17 protein-coding genes and 1 pseudogene are annotated in these 20,830 nt (G+C 61.1%); 8 read left to right on the top strand and 10 right to left on the bottom strand.

What is annotated here, in order from left to right; translation table 11 throughout:
* Positions 1-4 precede the first annotated feature (4 nt).
* The 10 genes and pseudogenes from ACVWZA_RS20665 to ACVWZA_RS20620 form a co-directional block, all read right to left on the bottom strand.
* Positions 5-1,059, bottom strand: a pseudogene (locus ACVWZA_RS20665) (IS630 family transposase).
* A gap of 126 nt (positions 1,060-1,185) precedes the next feature.
* On the bottom strand, positions 1,186-1,779 hold the full coding sequence (locus ACVWZA_RS20660; RefSeq protein WP_457313328.1) for a malonic semialdehyde reductase: 594 nt from the start codon (positions 1,777-1,779) through the stop codon (positions 1,186-1,188).
* Entirely contained in the window at positions 1,770-2,870 is a 1,101-nt protein-coding gene (locus ACVWZA_RS20655) for a CobW family GTP-binding protein (protein WP_457313327.1), read from the bottom strand. Before ACVWZA_RS20655 ends, ACVWZA_RS20660 begins: the two co-directional genes overlap by 10 nt.
* Positions 2,857-4,092, bottom strand: a complete 1,236-nt coding sequence (locus tag ACVWZA_RS20650; protein ID WP_457313326.1) for an amidohydrolase family protein — start codon at positions 4,090-4,092, stop codon at positions 2,857-2,859. Before ACVWZA_RS20650 ends, ACVWZA_RS20655 begins: the two co-directional genes overlap by 14 nt.
* 27 nt (positions 4,093-4,119) lie before the next feature.
* Positions 4,120-5,031, bottom strand: coding sequence for a VOC family protein (locus ACVWZA_RS20645; protein WP_457313352.1), 912 nt, complete (start codon positions 5,029-5,031; stop codon positions 4,120-4,122).
* Between the two features lie 68 nt (positions 5,032-5,099).
* Complete coding sequence (locus ACVWZA_RS20640) at positions 5,100-6,029, bottom strand: 3-keto-5-aminohexanoate cleavage protein (RefSeq protein ID WP_457313325.1); 930 nt, start codon at positions 6,027-6,029, stop codon at positions 5,100-5,102.
* Entirely contained in the window at positions 6,022-7,383 is a 1,362-nt protein-coding gene (locus tag ACVWZA_RS20635) for an MFS transporter (RefSeq protein ID WP_457313324.1), read from the bottom strand. The genes ACVWZA_RS20640 and ACVWZA_RS20635 overlap by 8 nt, the downstream gene beginning before the upstream one ends.
* Positions 7,380-8,246 carry a fumarylacetoacetate hydrolase family protein gene (locus tag ACVWZA_RS20630; RefSeq protein WP_457313323.1) on the bottom strand — a complete coding sequence of 289 codons (867 nt, stop codon included), beginning with the start codon at positions 8,244-8,246 and terminating at the stop codon, positions 7,380-7,382. Before ACVWZA_RS20630 ends, ACVWZA_RS20635 begins: the two co-directional genes overlap by 4 nt.
* A 68-nt stretch (positions 8,247-8,314) precedes the next feature.
* Complete coding sequence (locus ACVWZA_RS20625) at positions 8,315-10,777, bottom strand: TonB-dependent receptor (protein WP_457313322.1); 2,463 nt, start codon at positions 10,775-10,777, stop codon at positions 8,315-8,317.
* A 216-nt stretch (positions 10,778-10,993) separates the two neighbouring features.
* A complete protein-coding gene (locus ACVWZA_RS20620; protein WP_457313321.1) occupies positions 10,994-11,911 on the bottom strand; it encodes a LysR substrate-binding domain-containing protein in 918 nt (305 codons plus the stop codon).
* A gap of 182 nt (positions 11,912-12,093) precedes the next feature.
* Here ACVWZA_RS20620 and ACVWZA_RS20615 point away from each other — a divergent pair, with 182 nt between their 5' ends.
* From ACVWZA_RS20615 to ACVWZA_RS20580, 8 genes are all read left to right on the top strand, one after another.
* Positions 12,094-12,753, top strand: a complete 660-nt coding sequence (locus tag ACVWZA_RS20615; RefSeq protein ID WP_457313320.1) for a nuclear transport factor 2 family protein — start codon at positions 12,094-12,096, stop codon at positions 12,751-12,753.
* A 41-nt stretch (positions 12,754-12,794) separates the two neighbouring features.
* Positions 12,795-13,511, top strand: coding sequence for an MBL fold metallo-hydrolase (locus tag ACVWZA_RS20610; protein WP_457313319.1), 717 nt, complete (start codon positions 12,795-12,797; stop codon positions 13,509-13,511).
* A 2-nt stretch (positions 13,512-13,513) separates the two neighbouring features.
* Positions 13,514-14,641 carry an FAD-dependent monooxygenase gene (locus ACVWZA_RS20605; protein ID WP_457313318.1) on the top strand — a complete coding sequence of 376 codons (1,128 nt, stop codon included), beginning with the start codon at positions 13,514-13,516 and terminating at the stop codon, positions 14,639-14,641.
* Positions 14,641-16,260 carry an FAD-dependent oxidoreductase gene (locus ACVWZA_RS20600; protein WP_457313317.1) on the top strand — a complete coding sequence of 540 codons (1,620 nt, stop codon included), beginning with the start codon at positions 14,641-14,643 and terminating at the stop codon, positions 16,258-16,260. The genes ACVWZA_RS20605 and ACVWZA_RS20600 overlap by 1 nt, the downstream gene beginning before the upstream one ends.
* A gap of 76 nt (positions 16,261-16,336) precedes the next feature.
* Positions 16,337-17,512 carry a cytochrome P450 gene (locus ACVWZA_RS20595; RefSeq protein WP_457313316.1) on the top strand — a complete coding sequence of 392 codons (1,176 nt, stop codon included), beginning with the start codon at positions 16,337-16,339 and terminating at the stop codon, positions 17,510-17,512.
* Between the two features lie 150 nt (positions 17,513-17,662).
* The gene (locus ACVWZA_RS20590) at positions 17,663-20,029 is read left to right on the top strand and encodes a TonB-dependent receptor (protein ID WP_457313315.1); all 2,367 of its coding nucleotides are present in this window, start codon (positions 17,663-17,665) and stop codon (positions 20,027-20,029) included.
* Positions 20,030-20,115: 86 nt separating this feature from the next.
* Positions 20,116-20,622: a hypothetical protein gene (locus tag ACVWZA_RS20585; RefSeq protein ID WP_457313314.1), complete on the top strand. Its 507-nt coding sequence runs from the start codon at positions 20,116-20,118 to the stop codon at positions 20,620-20,622.
* Complete coding sequence (locus ACVWZA_RS20580; protein WP_457313313.1) at positions 20,619-20,741, top strand: hypothetical protein; 123 nt, start codon at positions 20,619-20,621, stop codon at positions 20,739-20,741. The genes ACVWZA_RS20585 and ACVWZA_RS20580 overlap by 4 nt, the downstream gene beginning before the upstream one ends.
* Positions 20,742-20,830 lie beyond the last annotated feature (89 nt).

The following is a 20,830-nucleotide window of genomic DNA, read 5'->3' as shown; positions in this document are numbered from 1 at the left end:
ATCATCACCCATGCGCCCATGATTGCAGCCCGATGGACATGATGCGCCATGGCTGATCGGCGAGGCGGTTCCATGCGAAGCAGCATTGATCCAGGATGTCGTCGTATTATTTGAAGATCCTGTTCGAGAGCCAGTTGTCGGGCATGAACTGCCAGACATTCTCAACCGGGTTGAGCTCGGGGCATTTCGACGGCAGCGGCAGCAAGGTGATGTTGGCGGGAGCGATGAGCGCGCCCGAGCCATGCCATCGCGCCTGATCAAGGAGCAGGATGGCGTGCGCGCCCGGCGCGACGGCGGCGGAGATTTCAGCCAGATGCAAGGCCATCCCTTCGGTGTTGCATCGCGGCAGCACGAGCGCCGCGCCCGTCCCCTCAGCCGGGCAGATCGCCCCGTAATATAGGCCGATGCCGTGCGCTGGTCTTTCGGCGCCGAAGGCCGGGTGCCGCGACGGGCCCAGCGCCGGGTGATCCCGTTCTTCTGGCCGACGCGCGCCTCGTCCTGCCACCAAAGCTCTATCGGTGTGCCGCGCGAAAGCGCTGCCCGGATCGCCGCCACTTGGGCTGGGAAGTTTTTTTAAACGTCGGGATGGCCTCATCATCTTGCGCATGATGGCGCGGCCGCGCCGACAGCTTGCGATACCCCAGGCGCGCAGCTCCCGGCTCAATGTCTGCTTGCTGACGCTGATCGCGAACTCGCCCACACCCACTGCACCAGATCGATCAATCGCCAGCGCACGACACCGTGCGAGGCAGGGATCGGACCACTCTCGACAATCTGCGCCAAGGCCCGACGCCGCGCGTCATCGAGTAGCGGCACGCCACCAGGCGGTACCGCGTCGATCAGGCCGTCAGGTCCGGCTGCGTGGAACCGCAGCACCCAGTCGCGAACCGTCTGGAGACCTACGCCGCCAAGCTGCGCTGCTTCGCTCCGTGTCCCGCCCTCGCAAATCGTCGCCAGCGCCAACAGCCGACGCACCTGGTTTGCGTCACCGCTCAACCGCGCCAATGCCCGCATCTTCCTCGCCGTGAAATCATCTCGAAGCGCCACTGCCGATGCCATCGCCAACCTCCATCTGGTTCGCGACCATTGAATCAAACTTCAAACCGTTTGGGAATCCACTATGAGTCAGCCCTCACGGGATCTGGTATTAGAGGGTGTCAACAAGGGAACGTCGGCTATGCGTCGCTAGATCAACCGGGCAATCTCGTCGAAGCTGAGGCGCGGCAAACGGTCGAACACTTTCGCTGGGTCACCGTGCCCGATCCCACAGATGAAGTTTGCACGCAGCGAAGATCCGGCAAAAAATTCGACATTGACCTTGGCGGGATCGAAGCCCGACATCGGCCCGACATCGAGTCCGACAGCGCGTAACGCCAGCATAAAATAGGCTGCCTGAAGCGATCCGTTCCGAAACGCCGTCGATTGCGCGAGAGCGGTGTTGTCGATGAACATGCCTTTCGCGCCTGGGCGGTGTGGGAAGGTCTTGGGCAGTTCTGTATAAAACTCGGTGTCATAAGCGATGATCGCCACGACAGGCGCCGTCATCACCTTTTCCACGTTGTTCGGTCCGACTGCTGGTTTCAGCCGGTCCTTCGCCTCGGCTGATCGCAGAAACACAAGCCGCATTGGCTGCGTGTTCATGGAAGTGGGACCCCATTTCGCGATCTCGTAGGCGTCGATAAGCTGATCATCACTAACTGGTTCGGCGCTCCATCCGTTTTGCGAACGAGCTCCCGTGAACAAGCGCTCGAGCACGTTCTCCTCCACAATCATGTCCATGTTTCCTCTGGTGCCGTGCCTGCGCGATGTTCGCCGACCGCCTCTGCCATCCATGGCAGGTCCGCATCGTGTGCCTTGGCGTCGATCATCGTCGAAACCTCGGCCACCTTGGATTGACAGCCCGCGAAGTTAAGGCGCAGCCGCTCATGGTCCAGGCCGCGACCGATCATGATTAGCTTTGAGCCGCACGCTTTGGCTGAAGGGATGTCCAGAAAGTCACCGTCCATAATCCGGTGAACCGCTTGGAAGACGAAGCGCCGACCCTGGTCCGAGAAGTTCAGAATGCCCTTAACGCGAAGGATGTCGTCCCCCTGCAGGGCGATCAGGCTGTCGATCCACCGCAGGAAGCGATCGATGTCGAGCGGCCGATCCGCTTGAAAGCTCACGCTTTCGATGCCGCTGGCGTGCCGATTACTAACATCGCTGAAGCTGGGCATGCGCTCGATGACGCGGAGCAGTTCGAAGGCGTTCCGGTTCAACACCTCCGCGACCGGCAGCACGGCGTGTGAGGTGCGACGGATCTCCGCGAAGCGGTTCAGTTCGCGGATTTCCGCTTCTACCCAATCGAGTTCATCCGTGCCGACCAGATCGGTCTTGTTAAGCAGTATCAGGTCGGCGGAGGCGACTTGCGCGGCGACTTCCGGCGCCACGTCCAGCTGCGTGCGAAGATGCACGGAATCTATGACCGCGACGATCGCGTCCAGGCGAACCCCAGCGCTGACTTGCGGGTCCATGAAGAAAGTCTGGATGACCGGGGCAGGACTGGCAAGACCGGTCAACTCGATGACGATGCCGTCCAGCATGATGCAGCGCGCGAGGATAGACTGCAAAGCCCGCAATAGGTCACCACGCACATTGCAGCAGATGCATCCATTGGTAAGGGTCACAACCTCCTCTTGCGCGTCCAGGACAAGGTCGCCATCGATTCCGAGGTCCGCGACTTCGTTGACGATCACCGCGTAACGGCGCCCATCAGGCTCAGCGAGAATGCGATTAAGGAGGGTGGTTTTTCCCGCACCCAAATAGCCTGTCAGAACTGTCACAGGCACTGGGTCGGCAACCGACAAAACGCATGACTCAGCGCCGGTCAACGACGACCTCCCCGTTTAAAATCGTGAGGGAGAGGGTCCGCAGATTGCTAATGGAGACGAGCGGGTTGTCCGCCAGCAAGATCAGGTCCGCCCGCTTTCCCGCCGCGACCGTTCCAACGTCAGGTCGACCGAGGTGCCAAGCAGCACTGCTCGTGCCAGCGACCAGGACCTGCTGCGGCGTCATACCCGCGGCGACCATCAACTCGGCCTCTTCCAAGCTGTTTTCACCAAAAGCCCCCCGGCCGCAAAAGCTGTCGCTACCCAACACCATCATGACACCGGCGTCTGCCACGAGCTTGGTGTTCGAACGGGAATGTGGATGCACTGCGTCATGAATCCATAACGTAGGGGCGTAGGTCGCCTTGCGTTCGATCATCAGGTCGATAAGCGCCTTGTCGGTGATTGGCTCGACCGTGACTCCGTGCTCCAGCCCATCCGCGCCGGCTTCCAGTGCCTCGATCGCCGCAGCCTGCTGGACGGTGTGGACGGTGACGCGAAGGCCACGATCATGGGCAGCCTCGATGCCTGCCCGTAGGACGTTCGTCGGCAACCGTACGAGTTCGACGACGGCTGGGAACACCGGATTTTTCCAAAGATATTTAGGCGAGCCTGGGCACCAGCAGCCTCCCTCAGAAAGCAGCTTTATCGCATCCACCTTGCTGTCGGCGAGATGATGGACGAGGTCGCGCATCATCTGCGGGCTCTCCACCTCTCCGGTGGCGCGTGCGCGGAACCACGGATTCCCCCCAAATATCGTGGATGCAGGATGACCGTCCCGACCGGTCAGCCCATTTCCTGTGACAAGCATCTGCGGGCCCCGTAGCGCCCCGCCCGCCAGCCTTGCCCGCAGGTCCAGAACTTCGGTGGTCGGATCGCCCACCGACTTGATCATGGTCACCCCGCTCTCCAGGAACTGTTGAAGCAGCACGGGGGCCGCCTCCCTAACAAATCCGTCGAGCGTGTCCGGGTCAGTCACCACCCTGAAGTCGAAGAAATGCAGATGCGTGTCGATCAGCCCGGGTATCAGCCAGCCGCCCGCACCATCGATCTCACGGCGGCCGCGAAGCGGTGCTTCGGAAATGGCGCCGATCTCGCGGTCCCGCAGGCCTACATCACGCAGGCCAATAAGCGCCTCGCGCCCATCAAATACATGAACACCGCGGATGACTAGGTCATAGTCGTCCGTGCGACTCAAAGTGTCGGCGTCAACCTTGTCCACCATTCGATCTCCTGTATTTCGGCCGGCGGTTCAGGAGCCAAGCTCAGTGGGCATTCCGAAGGCGACGGCGGCAAGGTCGAACTCGTACCGCGTGTTCCACCGGCTCATCGACGTGATCGGCCAATGCTTGGGATATTGCGGACGATCTCCGTGCCACGGGCGTGGCTCGCAATAGCCAAGCTCGGGTACGAACACGTCCATATCATTGAATAGCTCGATCAGCGCGCCGTCGGCACCATAGTGATAGGATGCGATATTGTGTCCCGCAGTGTGTCGCGCGGGGCCCCAAAGGGTTGGTATTTCTCGCTCCGCGAGAAGGTCGGCTGCGCGAATCTGATGCTCCGGGCCAACCAGTTCGAAGGCCAAGTGGTGCATCGTCGCTACGGGCGCAGCGATCACGTTCAGCACGTGATGATCGCGATTGCAGGTGACGAAGGTGACAACGTCTTCGAACCAGTCAGTGGTCGAGAAGCCGAGTGCGCCTGTTACAAATTCCAGCAGACGAGGGGCGTCGGTAGACAGGATCGCCACGTGACCCATCCGGAGCGGCGCTAGACCGGTCCCGCTGAATTTGGCATCCGTCAGCGCCATTGCGGGTAAAAGGTGAAAGGTATGGCCGCCGACATCAGCTACTTCGAGGAGCGCCGGAACGCCGGGCCGCGCATCGCTCTTGAGGTGCGAGCTGAGGCCCATACCGGTCAGCCGGCGAGCGAGGTCGTCGAGCGTTTCGTTACCACTGACCTGGAGGCCGATCGCGCCAATACCGGCTTGCTCTGCTTTGTGCAGGGCGACGGAATGGTGATCGATACCGAGGCCGAGATAGGTCGAAGCGCCGGTTGTCTCGGTCTCGTTCAGGCCCAGGATGTCTCGATAATAGTTCACTGCATCATCGAGCGACGGCGTCGCAAGATCGACATAGGCGAGGCGGAAAGTGCTGGGCATGATCAAGCTCCGAAAATGGTCTGCAAGATGAAGGGCATGATGAAGTCTGTCGGATGCCCGTGTCGCGATCAGAACCCGACGCGGTCCTTGCCCTTCAGCTCCAAAATGTCGCGGGCCTCATCCGGGGTGGCCACCTCAAGGCCTAGGCCTTCGATGATCTTGCGCACCTGCTTGACCTGCGTCGCGTTGGTCTCGGCTAGGCGACCTGCGCCGAGCCACAGCGAATCTTCCAGCCCTACACGGACATTGCCGCCCATTGCTGCCGCCATCGCCGCGATCGGCATCTGGCTGCGTCCCGCGCCCAGCACGGACCAGCGATAGTTGTCACCGAAGAGCCGGTCTGCCGTTCGCTTCATGTGCATGACTTCGTCGGGATGCGATCCGATTCCGCCGAGCAGACCAAATACCGTCTGAATGAACAGCGGTGCCTTCACGAGGCCTTCGGTGTAAAAATAGTGGAGGTTATGCAGGTGACTGGTGTCGTAGCATTCGAATTCGTATCGCGCACCGGTCTCGTTGAGCGTCTCCAACGCATATTGAATATCGGCAAACGTATTGCGGAACACGACATCACGCGTGCTTTCCAGCATCGCCGGTTCCCAGTTGTGCTGGAACTCCTTGAAGCGCTTGAGCATCGGGAAGAGACCGAAGTTCATCGAACCCATGTTGAGGCTCGCTACCTCGGGCTTCCAGACCGACGCCGGGCGTAGTCGCTCCTCCCGCGTCATGCCCGGCGCGCCGCCAGTCGTCAGGTTGCAGATCACGTCCGAGCGCTGCTTGATGCTGCGCAAGAAGGGCTCGAACGCCTCGGGCGACTGGTCCGGCCGGCCGTCGACCGGATTGCGGGCGTGGAGGTGAACGATCGCAGCACCTGCTTCCGCCGCGCCGACAGCCGCATCCGCGATCTGCTCCGCCGTGATTGGCAGGTACGGCGACATCGACGGTGTGTGAATGCCGCCCGTAACGGCGCAGGTGATGATGATTTTGCGACTAGCCACGCGTTGTACTCCTGTTGATCTGTGGTGAGCGCAGGTTCAAACTGACTGAACGATGGCGGAAGGTGCCGATCAGCATCGCCGCGATGAGCGGTCCGATCGCGAAGATAAGCGACACGCCGGCGCGCGTCATGCCGTGCGCAAACATCACGCCGGCCAGCGCCGGTCCGGCGGCACTCGCGATCCGCGCGGCACCCATCACCAAGCCGATTCCCGATGCGCGCAAAGCCACGGGGAAGGTATTGGCCATGATGCCGTAGAGCATGCCCGTGGTTCCTGCGAGGCAGAAGCCAAGCACGCCTGCGGAGATCACGAACAAGGTGATGACCGGGGGCACCAGGCCTACCGCCGCCAGCGCGATCGCAGCGCCTGTCATCGCAGTCGCGGCGACCTTCGTGGGCGCGAAGCGGTTGGCAAAAGATGCGAAACCGATGCCGCCGACGAAACCAATCACACCGGAGAGCGCCGACACCAGGCTCCCCTGCGCTGGCGTGAATCCAGCATCGACGACCATCTGGGGCAGCCAGTTGAGAATGTAGTAGGATGACGTTGCGATCAGGATCGCGGTCACCGACAGGCGGAGGATTATGCCGCGCAGCCCGGCGGCGAACAACAGTGCATAGCGGGCATCGCGACGGTCGGCAGCCGGTGGCAGTTCTGACATGACCGGCTGGCCGATGCGCGAGAGGATGCGATTGACTTGGTCCAGCGCGCCTGGCGAACGGCGGGCGATAAGGAATGTCGGCGATTCCGGCAACATCAGCGCCACCAATACGAACAGCATCGCACCGGCAATCGCGCCGGCCCCGAATACCCAATGCCACGTCGCGGCCTTCAGGATCGCTGCAGATCCGAACCCGCCGATGATGCCCCCAAGCGGAAAGCCGAGGGTAGCGACCGCTGCAACAGCGAGCGCGCGTCGGCGGATGTTTGCGAACTCGGCCGAGATCAGCGTCGTCATCGCGACCATTACCCCGATCCCGATACCGGTCGTCACCCGCGAGGCAGCAAGCAGCAGCACCGATCCCGATACCGCCGACAGTGCTGCCCCGACGATGAGGATTAGGATGGCCCCGAGGACCACTGCGCGCCGTCCCAGCTTGTCCGCGAGCGGAGAGAGAGCGATGGCTCCGATCGCCATGCCAACAAGACTGCTGGACAGCAGAAGTCCTATGACGTCCTTGCCGATGTGCCAGTCGCGCGCCAGCACCGGAGCGACGAACGCCATCGACAGCGCATCATAACCGTCCAGCGCCGCCAGCAGGACGGCAGTGATCAACACAAGGATCTGGCGCATACGCATCGGCGCATGGTCGAGCGGGTTGCCCGTATCGGGACCAGCCGGCGGCACCGTCATCGCTGCGCAACCCTGTTCTCGATCGCGCCGATGCCATCGATTTCGCAGCGGACGATGTCGCCAGGTTGGAGAAACCGTGGCGGCTTCATGCCGATGCCGACGCCCGACGGCGTGCCCGTCGCAATCAAATCCCCCGCATCTAGCGTGAAGGCAGTCGAGAGGTAGGCAATCTGCTGCCAGACGTTATAGACAAGCTCGCTCGTATTACTGTCCTGACGAAGCTCACCATTCACCAGGCAGCGCAGCTTCAACGCGTGCGGATCGGCAATCTCGTCCGCCGTCACGATCCAGGGGCCGATCGGTCCGTGCGTGTCGAACGACTTGCCCATCGTGAACGTCGGCGAGTGCCGCTGCCAATCGCGCGCCGACACGTCATCCGCGACGACATAGCCGAACACATGATCCTTCGCCTGATCTTCGCTCACGGCCTTCGCCGGCTTGCCGATGACTACCCCAAGTTCGACCTCGTAATCGAGTTGTTCCGTCACACCCGGATCGATGTCATCGAACGGCCCGGCTAAGCAACTGGTCTGCTTGTTGAACCAAAATTGGTTCGTGGGCGTCGGCTGACCAAGACGCTTGGCCTCCTCGATATGCTTCGCATAGTTCATGCCGATCGCGAGATACTTGCCGGGTCGTTCGATCGGTGGGAGCAGGCGTATCTCAGCGAGCGCGATCGAATGCTCGGCCTGACCGGCGATATCACGCACGCGATCGAGTGCCGCTGCCCCGCCCCGAATGATCGACAGCATCGTGGGGAACTCGCTCGACAAAAAGTCGAGCGACACGATCCGATCGTCTTGTTCAGGGTGGAGCACACCGAGTTTTGCCACCGCGCCATCGGCATATCGCAACAGCTTCATGTTAAGGTCCTCGTCTGTTTCTGCCGGGTGCAGGCCAACATCCAAGTGTCTGCCTGGTTTGGATTGGACTAGAATCGCGTCGAAACGCGCAAGCCGTAGGTGCGCGGCGGGGAGATGATCGAGACGATCAGATTGGAACCCGGGACGGGCGTCCCATACACTTGGGGGCGGTCGTTGGTGAGGTTCCGGATGAACGCGCCAATGATATATTTCCCGTCCTTCGCGCCAAATGAGATCGATGCGTTGGAGATCCAGCTATCCTTGACGTACTCCTGGGGAATATAGTCAAAACCCGTGTAGCGACTTGACCGATACTGAGTATCCGCGCTGAGCACGATCTGGTTGTCGCCGACGGCCAGTGTTTGCTGCGCACCCAGGTTAACCGTCCATTTAGGTGAATTAAGTGCAGTCTTGCCGGAGCAATCCACATTATAGAGAGCACCAGCCTGTGTGACGGAGCAACCACTGAGCACCGGCGCAGGTGAAGGGTAATTGAACCGATCATATTTCGCGTCGAGATACTGCACATTGGCGGTCAACGTCGTTGTAGGCGTCAGTAAAACACGCGCCTCGGCTTCGATGCCCTTTATCGTTGATTGCCCGACATTGGCCGTGATGATGCCCAGCCGACCGGTCGGATCAATGCCGAAATAGGTCAGCTGCTGATCTTTATACTTCCAATAGAACGCCTCTAGGTTGAGTTGGAGACGGTTGTCGAAGAACCGGTTCTTGGAACCGATCGTGTAGGCGGTGATATTTTCGGGATTATAGACGTTGAAGGCATTAAAGCCGCCGGCGCGGTAGCCGGTCTCTATGCTGGCATAGAGCAGCGAGCGCGGCCCAAGATCAATCTCGATCGCGCCGCGATACGTAACCTTGCTGGTGTCGAGCTTACCGCCGGGAAAGGTGTCCGACCTGGCCACTAGCACGCCCGGGGCACGGACGACCGGGCGGCCGCCCAGAGCCGGGGCGAATGGCTGTTGCGCCAGCGTGGTGGTGTAAGGCAAAAGGGGTGCCGTTGGACAAACCGCAGGGACGGCGCAGACGATGGCCAGCGCCGTGTTCTGTGCGCCGAAGAAATTCTTGTGATCCTCGGTGTAGCGCGCCCCGCCGGTAAATCGTAGCCAGTCGGTAGCGTGTAGCGTCAGCCGACCGTAGGCGGATGGCGAATGCGTCGTGAAGCGGCCAAAATTGAAATTGGCGAGCGACCCGGCTGAATTGTGAACGTCGTCGAGGATTTCCTCACTGAAATAATAAGCACCCACGATGTAATCGATCAGGTTGCCGCTGTTGCTGACGAGACGCGCTTCGACGGAATATTGATTCGCCTCCTGCGTGTTACCAACCGCCTGCGCGGATTCGGTATTGAGGTTGTCCTTTCGCGCATGACGCCACGCGGGCACGACGCTGAACGTGCCGATCGGCGTCTCCCAGTCGACGTGCGCAGCAACGCCGTACACATCGTTGCGCTGGAATCCTTGGACGAGCGGGTCGAGGAAGCGGCCAGCGAGCCTGCCCGCCGTGCCGTTCGTCGTGCGATAAGCCTGCGCCGCTGGAGTGAAAAGACCTTCGTCATAGGGGAGGCCCGCCGCGGTCGTGGCGAATTGCCTCGTGACCGGGTTGAAGGCATATTTCCCTACATAGTTCGAGCCGCCGCCCAATCCGCGCTGCTGGGCATAATCGGCTTCGAGGCGCACGGTTAGCGCCGGAGTGAGTTTCACTTTCAATTGAGCCCGTGCGCCAGCGGAGTCATCGGTCTGGGTGCCATCGTTCAAGTAGCCGTCATGGCGTGTATACGTTCCGGACACGCGGAAGCCTGCGTTTTCCCCGAGAGCAAGATTGACGGCCCCTTCGGCCTGTACCTCGTTGTAATTGCCATAGCTGGCCGAGGCATAACCTGACGTTTCGCCAAGATGCGGCTGCACCGGAAGGATATTGATCGCGCCCGCAGTCGCGTTGCGACCGTACAGTGTGCCCTGCGGACCCTTGAGCACTTCGACGCGCTCGAGATCATAGAAGGTGCCGAACGTCGCACTGGACCGGCCGACATAGATGCCGTCAAAATTATATGCAGCGGCCGGATCACTACTCGCGACAAACGAGAAGTTTCCGACACCGCGAATGAAAACTAAGTTCCCTTGACCGCCGCTGGCGACGACGAGCGACGGGACGAGCTTGCCCAGCGTATCGATGCCCCGGACGCCGGAATTGAGCAGATCCGCTCCAGACACCACTGCGACCGGCAATGCTGCCTTTTGCAGGTTTTCGCCGCGCTGCTGTGCTGTCACGATGATGTCCTGCAGCCCGCTTTCCTCAGCGGGCGCTTGCAACGACTGGGACTGGCCGACTTGTGCCGGCCCTTGCGGCGGAGTCGTGGACGACGTGGACCCAGCCGCTCCAGGCGCTGCGGTCGTCGTCTGGTCCGACTGCGGCACCTCCGTCTGGCCCGGCTTGGATTGCGCCACGGACGAGACCGGAAAAATTAAAACAGCTGCCGACAGCATCAGCAAGGTCTTGCGCGAAACGGACATATCCCCTCCTCCTTGACGCCGCCTTTTCCAGACGGTTGTCACAAATCGATCGCTCCGTATCGGGCGAGTCTGGTCCAGCCTCTGTGAGAGTGGAAAATGAGTTTCCACGCGGACTGAAGCCGTTCGATGATGCAGGACATGCAGCGAGCATCGAAAGCGGGAAAGATGGCATTTGAACGAAGTTGTTACCCGTCAGGTATAGGGTGCCGCAGATAATCAAACTGCATGGCGCTGCTTGTGCAGGTAGGTCGACGCGGCACGGGTCGCCAGATCGTTTAAAAATTCGGCGGCTGGCGTGAGCGGGATATTGGCGCGGCGTACGGCACAGATTTTAGGCGCTTTCGATACCTCGCTCACGGGAATACGCTCCATCAGACCAGTTGCCCGGATCAACTCCATCCACTGCTGTGGCACTGGCGCCAGCAGATCGGATGTCGCCACGATTACTGCGAGATTCATCGCCGACGACGCCTGTATGACGATGCGTGGCGACGGCAAACCGGCCGCCGCGAATACGCTGTTCACCTCGCTGTCGCTGTCGATCGCCATCGGCGTCGTCACCCACGACGCCCCAACGAGTTCCTTCAACGTCGTTGCCAACCGTAGAGGGTGATCACGCCGACCGATGATCATGCGTTCATTCTCGAACAGCAACTCGATCAGCAGCGCAGGATCAACAAACCCCGTCGCCACCGGGCCGTAATAAAGATCGACAAGGCCGTCACGTATTTGCGTCTCAAGCATCGGAAGCGAGCCTTCGACCAGCTTGATCCGGACGTTCGGGTATTTCACGTGAAAGCGGTTCACGATCGTTGGCACCATAGCGATCAGCGTGGCGCTAGAGCATCCAACCGTGATCATGCCACGGTCCTCCCCCTTCAGATGCTCCATTTCCTCCAGCGTGCGCGCGAACTCCGCCTGGATGGCCTTTGCACGCCGGACGAACACCTCGCCCGCGCGGGTCAACGTCATGCCGAACTTGTTGCGCTCAAACAGGACCAGGCCGAGTTCCTGTTCCAGCTCCTTAATGCTTCTCGAGACGGCGGGCTGGGCGAGGCCGAGATGCTTGGCGCCCGCGCGCAGGCTTCCCCGTTCGACCACGGCTACCACGTTTCGCAGATGATGCAGCTTCATAGACATCCTGTCGGCCAGCTCGAGATATACCGCCCCTATACCTGTTTGGTAACAACCTCATGCAAATCGCATCTCCTTGCAACCCAGCTTCAACGATAGGGTCCGGCGCAACACCAGCGGCTTGCCATGGCTTAAACGGCCAGGCCTCGACGTAATGGGACCGCAGCGGAGGATGACCGGGAATGATGCAAGCATCTAGGGAACTCGACCGCGCCGACAACCGGCACGTGATTGACGGCGCGATGGACAGGTTTGAGATCCGAGAACTTCTGCAGAACTGGGTCATCTGGCGCGATGCCGGCGATTGGGAGCGTTTCGCTTCGGTCTGGCACGACGATGGTCGGATGATCGCCACTTGGTTCAGGGCAAGCGCAGCAGACTTCATCGCGGGATGCCGGAAGGGCTTCGATGCCGGCGTCGTCGGTCTTCATGCGCTTGGCGGGATCAGCATCGACGTGCAGGGCGCGCGGGGCGTTGCACAATCAAAGATGCAGATCGTGCAGCGTGGCAAGGTTGACGACGTCGAGGTCGACGTGACGTGTCTCGGTCGCTTCGTCGATGCGCTTGAAAAGCGCGACGGGCTCTGGGGCATCGTGCTGCGGCAACCAGTCTACGAACTGGACCGCATGACGCCAGTCGATCCTGCCGCGGTTCCTACATTGGATCCCGATCTGCTCGGGTCGTTTCCCGACGGCTATCGCCACCTCGCCTATTTGCAGACAAAGATCGGGTTCGACGTCGATAAGACTCTGCCAGGCACGCGCGGCCCTGAAATCGAGGCATTGACCGGTCGAATGAAACGGTGGCTCGACGGTGACGACGCCGCCTGTCTCGGTTCGTAATCGCAAGCATTCGACGAGAGAGGTCGACGAAGGAACATCGCATGGCCGTGAAGCAACTCACTGATGACTTGTATCTGATTCAAGGTCTGGTGAACGTCTATATCTTGCAGACGCAAGACGGCCTCGCAGTGCTCGATACCGGGTTTCCAGGCAGCGCCAGAAAAATCCTCGAGGGCGTGCGTTCGCTTGGTAAGATGCCAGCCGACGTGCGCCACATCGTCCTGACACATTGTCATCCGGATCATATCGGGAGCGCCGCGGCATTGAAACGTGAGACAAATGCAACCGTCTGGGCGCACCCCATCGATGCGCCGATGATCGAGGCCGGCAAGACGATGCGCGAGCCAATGACACCCTCTCCCGGCTTGCGCAACGCGATCCTCGCCAAGCTGCTCGGCGGGCGTGTGCGAAACGTGGAACCGACCAAGGTCGATCGGCTTCTGGAAGACGGCGACACCCCTTCCTTCATGCCCGACATGACCGCGATCCACGTGCCTGGCCACTGTGCGGGGCAGATCGCGTTCCTCTGGCGGCGACATGGCGGCCTGCTGTTCACGGCGGACGCCTGTATCAACCGCGGCCGCCTAAAACTCGCTATCGGCACGGAGGATCCGAAGCTCGCTCTCGCCAGCGTCGCGAAGCTGGCCCAGCTCGATTTCGACAAGGCCTGCTTCATGCACGGCAAGCCGATCATGGCCGGAGCCGACGCAGAGTTTCGGCGGACCAATTTCGACACCTTCAACCCGAAAAGGGCATAGCAATGGCGTGTATATCAACAGCGTTGGTGGTCGGCGGCAGTATTGCAGGCATGAACGCCGCGATCGCGCTTGCGCGGCAGGGAGTTAAAGTCGACCTGATCGAGTTATCGGAGACGCCACTTGGAGCGTCATTGGCGTTTTCCGGGCGTGCCGCTGAAACATTGGTGGAGCTCGGTATCTATGACGAAGTCCACGCCACGGGGACGCCGTTCGGCCGAGATTCTACTGCTGCATCGCTGCGCGATGCCACGGGCAGTTTGATCAGCGCTGGCCCCAAGCGGCCGACCTGGCCCGGCGCAGTGGATGCCGTTGCTGTCTATCGTCCCGTGTTTCTCGACGTCGCAGGAGGCGCCGCCGAACGTCTTGGCGTCCGGATTCGTAGAGGCGTGACGTACGAGACGATCGATAATGGTGCGGACGCCGTTTCGGTCACCTTCTCCGACGGAGAAACAGGCTGTTACGATTTGCTGGTCGCAGCCGACGGCATCAGTTCGAAGATTCGGGGGATGATCTTTCCCGATGCCCCCAAGCCGAAGTTCGCCGGTCAACTCAGCATTCGATGGATGGCACCAGGGGCCCCGATCGAGGACGAAGGGTGGTACGTCTCATCGGTAGGACGACTGGGATTCTATCGTCTGCCGCATAACTTGGTATATGTGCCTGCGGTCATTGCCATGCCCGAGTGGCGTTGGCTGACGGACCAAGACGTGCGCACCATCTTTCTGGAACTGCTCGACTCGATGACTGCTCCAGCGATCAGGAAATTACGCAGTCGTGTCACCGAAGATTCGCAGTTTATCGGGCGGCCGTTCGATTGGCTCATGGTTCCCGACACTTGGTTCAAGGGCCGGGTGCTGCTGATCGGCGACGCGGCCCATGCGACTAGCGCGCATATGGGCATGGGAGGCGGAATGGCGCTGGAGGATGCCGTCGTGCTCGGTCAATCCGTGGGCACGACAGAAACTTTGCAGGAAGCACTCACCGCTTTCATGGAGCGTCGCTTCGAGCGCGTGAAACTAGTCGTCGAAACCAGCGTCAAACTTGGACAGCTTGAACAGCAGAAAGCGCCACCATCAGAAAATATGGCGCTGCTCACCAACGCTTTTGCAACCTTGGGCCAGCCGTACTGATGGTCGATCCGATCCGGACCGATGTGCTGATCGTCGGGGCGGGTCCGGTCGGGCTTGCTGCGGCGATCGAGTTAGGTACCCGCGGCATCCGCGTGCTGCTGATCGAACGCAACGCCCGCGTCGGCGTGGCGCCGCGTGCGAAAACCACGAACGTGCGGACGCGTACGCACCTGCGACGCTGGGGCATCGCCGATCGCCTGGCGGCGGAGGCACCGTTCGGAGTCGACTATCCGAACACTATGGTGTTCGTGACACGCCTCTCTGGCTATGAACTGGCGCGCTTCGACGACGCTTTCAACGCGGCACCGACGCGCTCGCCACTATACCCCGAACATGCCCAATGGGTGCCGCAATATACGCTCGAGAAGGTGATGCTTGAAAAAGCACGATCGCTCCCGAGCGTCGATGTTCGTTTCGATACGAGCTTCGGCACCGCCAAACAGGATGATGACGAGGTGACCGCGACAATCGAAAGCGGAGGCGTCGAACTCCCGGTGGTCGCCCGATATCTGATCGGGGCCGACGGCGCGCGAAGCAGCGTGCGCGCACTGATCGGAGCGAAGCTCGAAGGTCGTCACGGCTTGTCGCATCATTACAACATCATCTTCCGCGCGCCCGGCCTGGCGACTGCGCACGCGCACGGCGCTGGCGTGATCTACTGGCAGATCGGCAAAGACGGGTTCAGCGCGATCGGACCGATGGACAAGGATGATGTGTGGGCATTCATGCCGGGTGGCGCCAAGCTAGGAGAGACGCTGTCGGACGCTGAGGCGGCGGACCTGATCCGCGCCCGTACCGGTATAGACCTCCCATACGAGATCCTGAGCGCCGATGCGTGGACGGCGAGCGAATTACTCGCTGATAATTACGCCGACCGCCGCATCATCCTCGCGGGCGACGCCTGCCATCTCCATCCTCCCGCTGGCGGCTACGGCATGAACATGGGCGTGGGCGACGGTGTCGATCTCGGCTGGAAGATCGCTGCGACGCTTCAGGGATGGGGCGGGCCGCACTTGGTCGCAAGCTACGAGGCTGAGCGGCGACCGGTGCATCGCGCGGTGATCGACGAAGCGCTTGCTAACTACGCCATCTACGTCGCCCCGCCCCCGCCAGAGATCGAAGACGACACGCCCGAAGGCGCAGCGATCCGCGCGAAAGCCGGTGCCGGAATTCAGGCTTCCAAGGCACGCGAATTTGATACGCTAGGGACAGTCCTGGGCCTGTGTTACGAGAGGTCGCCGATCGTCGCCGCGGAAGGCGGCCCGCCGCCGCCACATGACAGCCAGGTCTACCGCCCCTCCGCGCGCCCAGGCTGTCTGGCCCCACATGCCTGGCTGAACGATGGGCGTTCCCTGTACGATATCTTCGGGCAGAACTTCGCGCTGGTCGTCGCGGCCGGCACTGATTCCGTCGAAGTCGATCATGCCGCCCGAGAGGCACGGGACCTCGGTGTGCCAATGGTCATCATACGTCAACCCGACGTGCCAGTGGCCAAACTCTATGGTGCGGACATGACGCTTGTGCGTCCGGATCAACATGTCGCCTGGCGCGGCGACCGCTGGACTGGCGCGCTGGCGCGCGCAATTGGCGGACAACGGCCGGCGTCGACGCGAAGCTAGGCTGCCGGACATGGCCGGATCGACACCCCTTCGTCGCTAGGTCAGGCGAAAGCCGGAAGGTTTGACAGAGATGGCAATGCGATATGCTGCGGTCCCCGAACTTAAGCTCGATCTGTTCGGCGACGCGAGTCTTCGCGATCCGTTCGACGACTATCGACGCTTGCGCGATGCTGGGGCCGCAGTGCGGCTCCGTCATCCGGACGTCTACGCGATCGGCCGCCATGCCGATGTCCAATCTGCGCTGCGCGATCCCGCCCGACTGATCAGCGGAGAGGGAGTAGGTTTCAGCAATGCCTTCAACGCTCCGAAAGGGATGAATGTCATTCAGTCGGACGGTGACCTTCACCGCCGCCTGCGCTCAGCCGTCATGCGACCGCTGACGCCTGCAAAGCTCCGTAACGCACGTGTCGACCTGAAGGCGATGATCGCGATGCGTGTCGAAGCGCTGATCGGCACAGGATGGTTCGACGGCATGCGGAGCCTGGCGTCGTTCCTGCCGGTGGAAGCCGTGTCGCATCTGGTCGGACTTCCGGGCGCCGGGCGCGAGCGGATGCTGGAGTGGGCGGCGGCGGCATTCAACGTGATCGGCCCCGATCACGATCCCAGCGACATTGTGCGCCTCCGCGAAGCGGTCGGGTTCATCGCGACCCTAAACGAAGATATGGTGCGAGACGGCAGCTGGGCGGGACAGCTGTTCGACGCCGCGCGCACCGGCCGACTATCACAGGCTGAGGCGATGGCGGCGCTCAGCGCGTACATAATCCCCAGTCTCGACACGACAATTTTGGCGAAAGGGCACCTGCTTCACAACCTGGCGCGAAACCCGGCGCAGTGGTCACTGCTGCGGCAGCGCCTTAACCTTATACCCTCTGCTGTCCTTGAGGGCGTGCGCCACTCTTCGGTGATACGATGGTTTTCGCGAGTCGCGGCGGAGGATTATGCGGTCGACGATATGATCATTCCGCGCGGCGCACGCGTGATGCTACTTTACGGCTGCGCCAACCGCGACGAGCGCCATTATGCCCGCCCCGACGACTTCGACGTGACCCGCGACGCTCGCGACCATCTCGCCTGGGGAACGGGGCCACACATGTGCGCCGGAATGCATTTGGCGCGCGTCGAGATGGAGGTGATGCTGGAAGCGTTGGTCGAGGCGAATGCGACATTGAGCGCAGGGACGCCCGCGATGGGGACGAACCGGGGGCTATTTGGCTTCGGCGAGCTGCCCTTTCGGTTGGACAAGAGCGACTGATCTGTCACTTGGCGCGAAGTGCGCCTCCCGGCAAAATCGCCAAAAGACTTGCCCAGCGACGCATCCGGCATGCCACAACATCGCATGGTCCTGCTGGCGAGGGGGGGTATCGAGCCGCAGCTCAACACGCCCATATCCGCCGAAATACGCATGATCAATTCCATCTTATTGCGCTCCGTCAGCGCCGCCGCGCTTACCTTTTCTTCGTTTCTGGGGGTCGCGCATGCCAAGACCAGCCCGGCGGCGGACGCGACCGGTTCCGCGGCCACTGCCCCCGCAACCGAAGCTTCGAATGCCACAACGCCGACGGCCGATAGCGAACAACGCCCGCCCGATGGCCAAGTTTTCGGAAGCGATATCGCGGAGGGGTCCGACATCGTCGTCACGGGAACCAAGGCAAATGAGATCGCGCCGGTTACTGCTTCGCTTGAAGCGCGCCAGCCACAGGCAATCGTAAGCCGGTCGCTGATCGAGGATTCGCTGCCCGCCACCGCCGATTTCAACCAGATCGCACTGATCACGCCGAGCGTGTCGAACTTCGGCGGCAATAATGGCGTCGGGCTGTCTGAATCGAAGGCGCAGATTCGCGGATTTCAGGACGGCGAATACAATATCACCTATGACGGCGTACCGTTCGGCGACACCAACGACCCGACACACCATTCGACGACCTTCTTCCCGTCCAATACGATCGAGACGCTGATCGTCGATCGCGGCCCGGGCAATGCCAGCCAGCTCGGTCAAGCGACGTTCGGCGGCAACATTAACCTGTTCAGCCGCGCGGCGCGCGACGACTTCGGCGGGCAGCTGAAGGCAAGCTATGGCAGCTTCGACACTTACCTACTTCGCGGGCTCGTCAATACCGGTGCGATCGACGCGCTGGGCGGTACCAAGTTCGTCTTCACGGGGCAATATGCCAACACCAACGGTCGGCTCAGCTTCCAGAAATATCGCAACTATAATCTGTACGGAAAAGCGGTCATCCCGCTATCGCCCGATGTCACATTGACGATCCTCGGCACGTATAACAACAACCGCTTCAATCAGCCGGACAAGGACGGTTCGACGCTGTACCAACAGTCGCTCTACGGCAAATATTTCAGCCTGAACGACAACCCCAAGACGCCGCAATATTACCGGTTCAACCACACGACCAAGACGACCGATTTCGGCATCGTCAAGCTAGAGGCGCAGATCGCGCCGAACAGCGTGTTCGAGAACCGGATGTACACCTATTATTACGACAACGAGACACTGTCGGCAAATGACGTCACCGTCCTGCCGACCACGGCCTTGTCGACCAGGAACTCGGCCAACGCGATTCTGAACGGCAATGTTCCGGGCTATACCAAGACCAACAAGTATCGCGTGTTCGGCGACATCGCCAAAGTGCGGATCGAGTTCGCGCCGTTTGCCGCGCTGACCACCGGCGCGCAGATCGAATGGAGCCACACCTATCGCCAGCAGACCGACGTCGATCTGACCACCGGGGGTTTCAACTATATAGAAAAGCCGGCCTTCAACCCGGTAACCAATGCGGCCACCCCGCTTTACGTCAAGTTCGACCAAAAGAGCGAAGGTAACAATACCATCGAATTCGTCGAGCTCGAGCTACGCCCGCTGCCTGGCCTCTCCATCACACCCGGTTACAAGCATGTCGATTATGGCCGCAAGATCCTAGCGCTGTACAACCAGACTACGCGCTACGCGCAGAACCTCGCCAACAGCTATTCGGCCGATTTGCCGTTCCTGCAAGCCAATTGGCAAATGACACCGCAATTTTCTATATATGGCGAGTATGCCAAGGGCTTCCTAGCGCCGCCGCTGAACGCGCTTTACGTCGATAATCTGAGCTATTCCAACGTCGTGCCCGAACGCTCGACCAACTATCAGGCCGGCTTCGTCTATCACGGCCAACGACTGTCGCTCGATGCCGACGTCTATTCGATTGACTTCAAGAACAAGTTCTTCAGCTTCGTCTCGCCAATCGCGGGCGTCGGCACGATATTCACCAATATCGGCGGCGCACTGTACCAGGGTGTCGAGGGTCAGGTGACCTATGCCGTCGCGGACGGCATCGCGATCTTCGCCAACGGGTCGCGCAACCGCGCGATCGCCAAGGACAGCCGCCAGCAAGTCGCCAATGCGCCCGTGATGACTGCGGCGGGCGGGATCATCGTGAAGCGCGGACCATTCCGTTTCTCGGTGATCGACAAGCTGACCGGTGCGCAATACGCCAACAACGCGGACATCAAGAAAGATCCGACGCTTGCGACGTACAGGAAATACCGCATACGCCCCTACAACACGACGATCCTCGCAGCGAGCTATGAGGTCGGCCCGGTCCGCGTCGGGGTCGAAGTAACCGATCTGTTCGATTCGAAGCGTACGACCAATATCGGGTCGAGCAGCAAGACGCTGCCTGCGGCGATCGGCCTGCCGACGACCACCAATTTCGACCAATATTATTACCAGCCGGGTCGCGCCATCACTGGCGACATCACATTCAAGTTCTGATCGTGCGGCTGTCCGCGCTGCCCACGATCGGGCTGGTCCTTGGTTCGGGCGCTGGCGCAGAGTCGGCTAAAGGCGGACTGGCATCAATGCTCTCGCCTGCGGACCTCGACCCGCAGGCGGTGCTGCCTCCTTTTCCAAATGCTGGCAGCGCGCAGGCGTTGGCGGAAATGGCCGAGCTTCACACAATGGAGCGGCACCGTATCGCCAACGACATCGCTATCGTCAGGCTGGAGGGCGATACCAAGAGCGCGGCGATCTTTGCCGACGTACTTGGACCGACGTTCGACGCGGCGAAACTGTCTGCGACCACGCATCTTTTCGATCTTGTCCGAGCGACAGAAAAGGATGTGGTCGATCGCGGCAAGGCTGCGTTCAAGCGCCAGCGGCCGTCGATCGTCGATCCCTCGCTGCAAAATTGCACGCGTAGCGACAAGCCGTTGTCGAGCTATCCCGGCGGGCACACGGCGATGGCGTTCTCGGTGGCCGCCGTGCTGGCGCGACTGGTGCCGGCGCGGGCCGATGCGATCATGGCGCGCGCCGCACATTATGGCAAAGCCGGATCGTGTGCGAGCGGCATTTCCGTAGCGACGTGACAGCAGGCGAAGCGATCGGGTTGCTGATCGGCGAGCGGCTCATGGCCAAGCCAGCCTTCGCGATCGCGCTTGCGGCGGCGAAGGCGGAGCTGGTGAAGACCGGGATCGCCAACCGCTAGTGGATTGATCGGAACGAAGGAGTCCGTTTCAGGATTCCCATGGCGGCTGCGGCATGCGACGTTGCGACATGCGCACTGGTATCACGATT

The sequence above is a fragment of the Sphingomonas sp. UYAg733 genome, from assembly GCF_054057355.1.
This window is presented reverse-complemented; position numbering and strand designations above follow the sequence as displayed.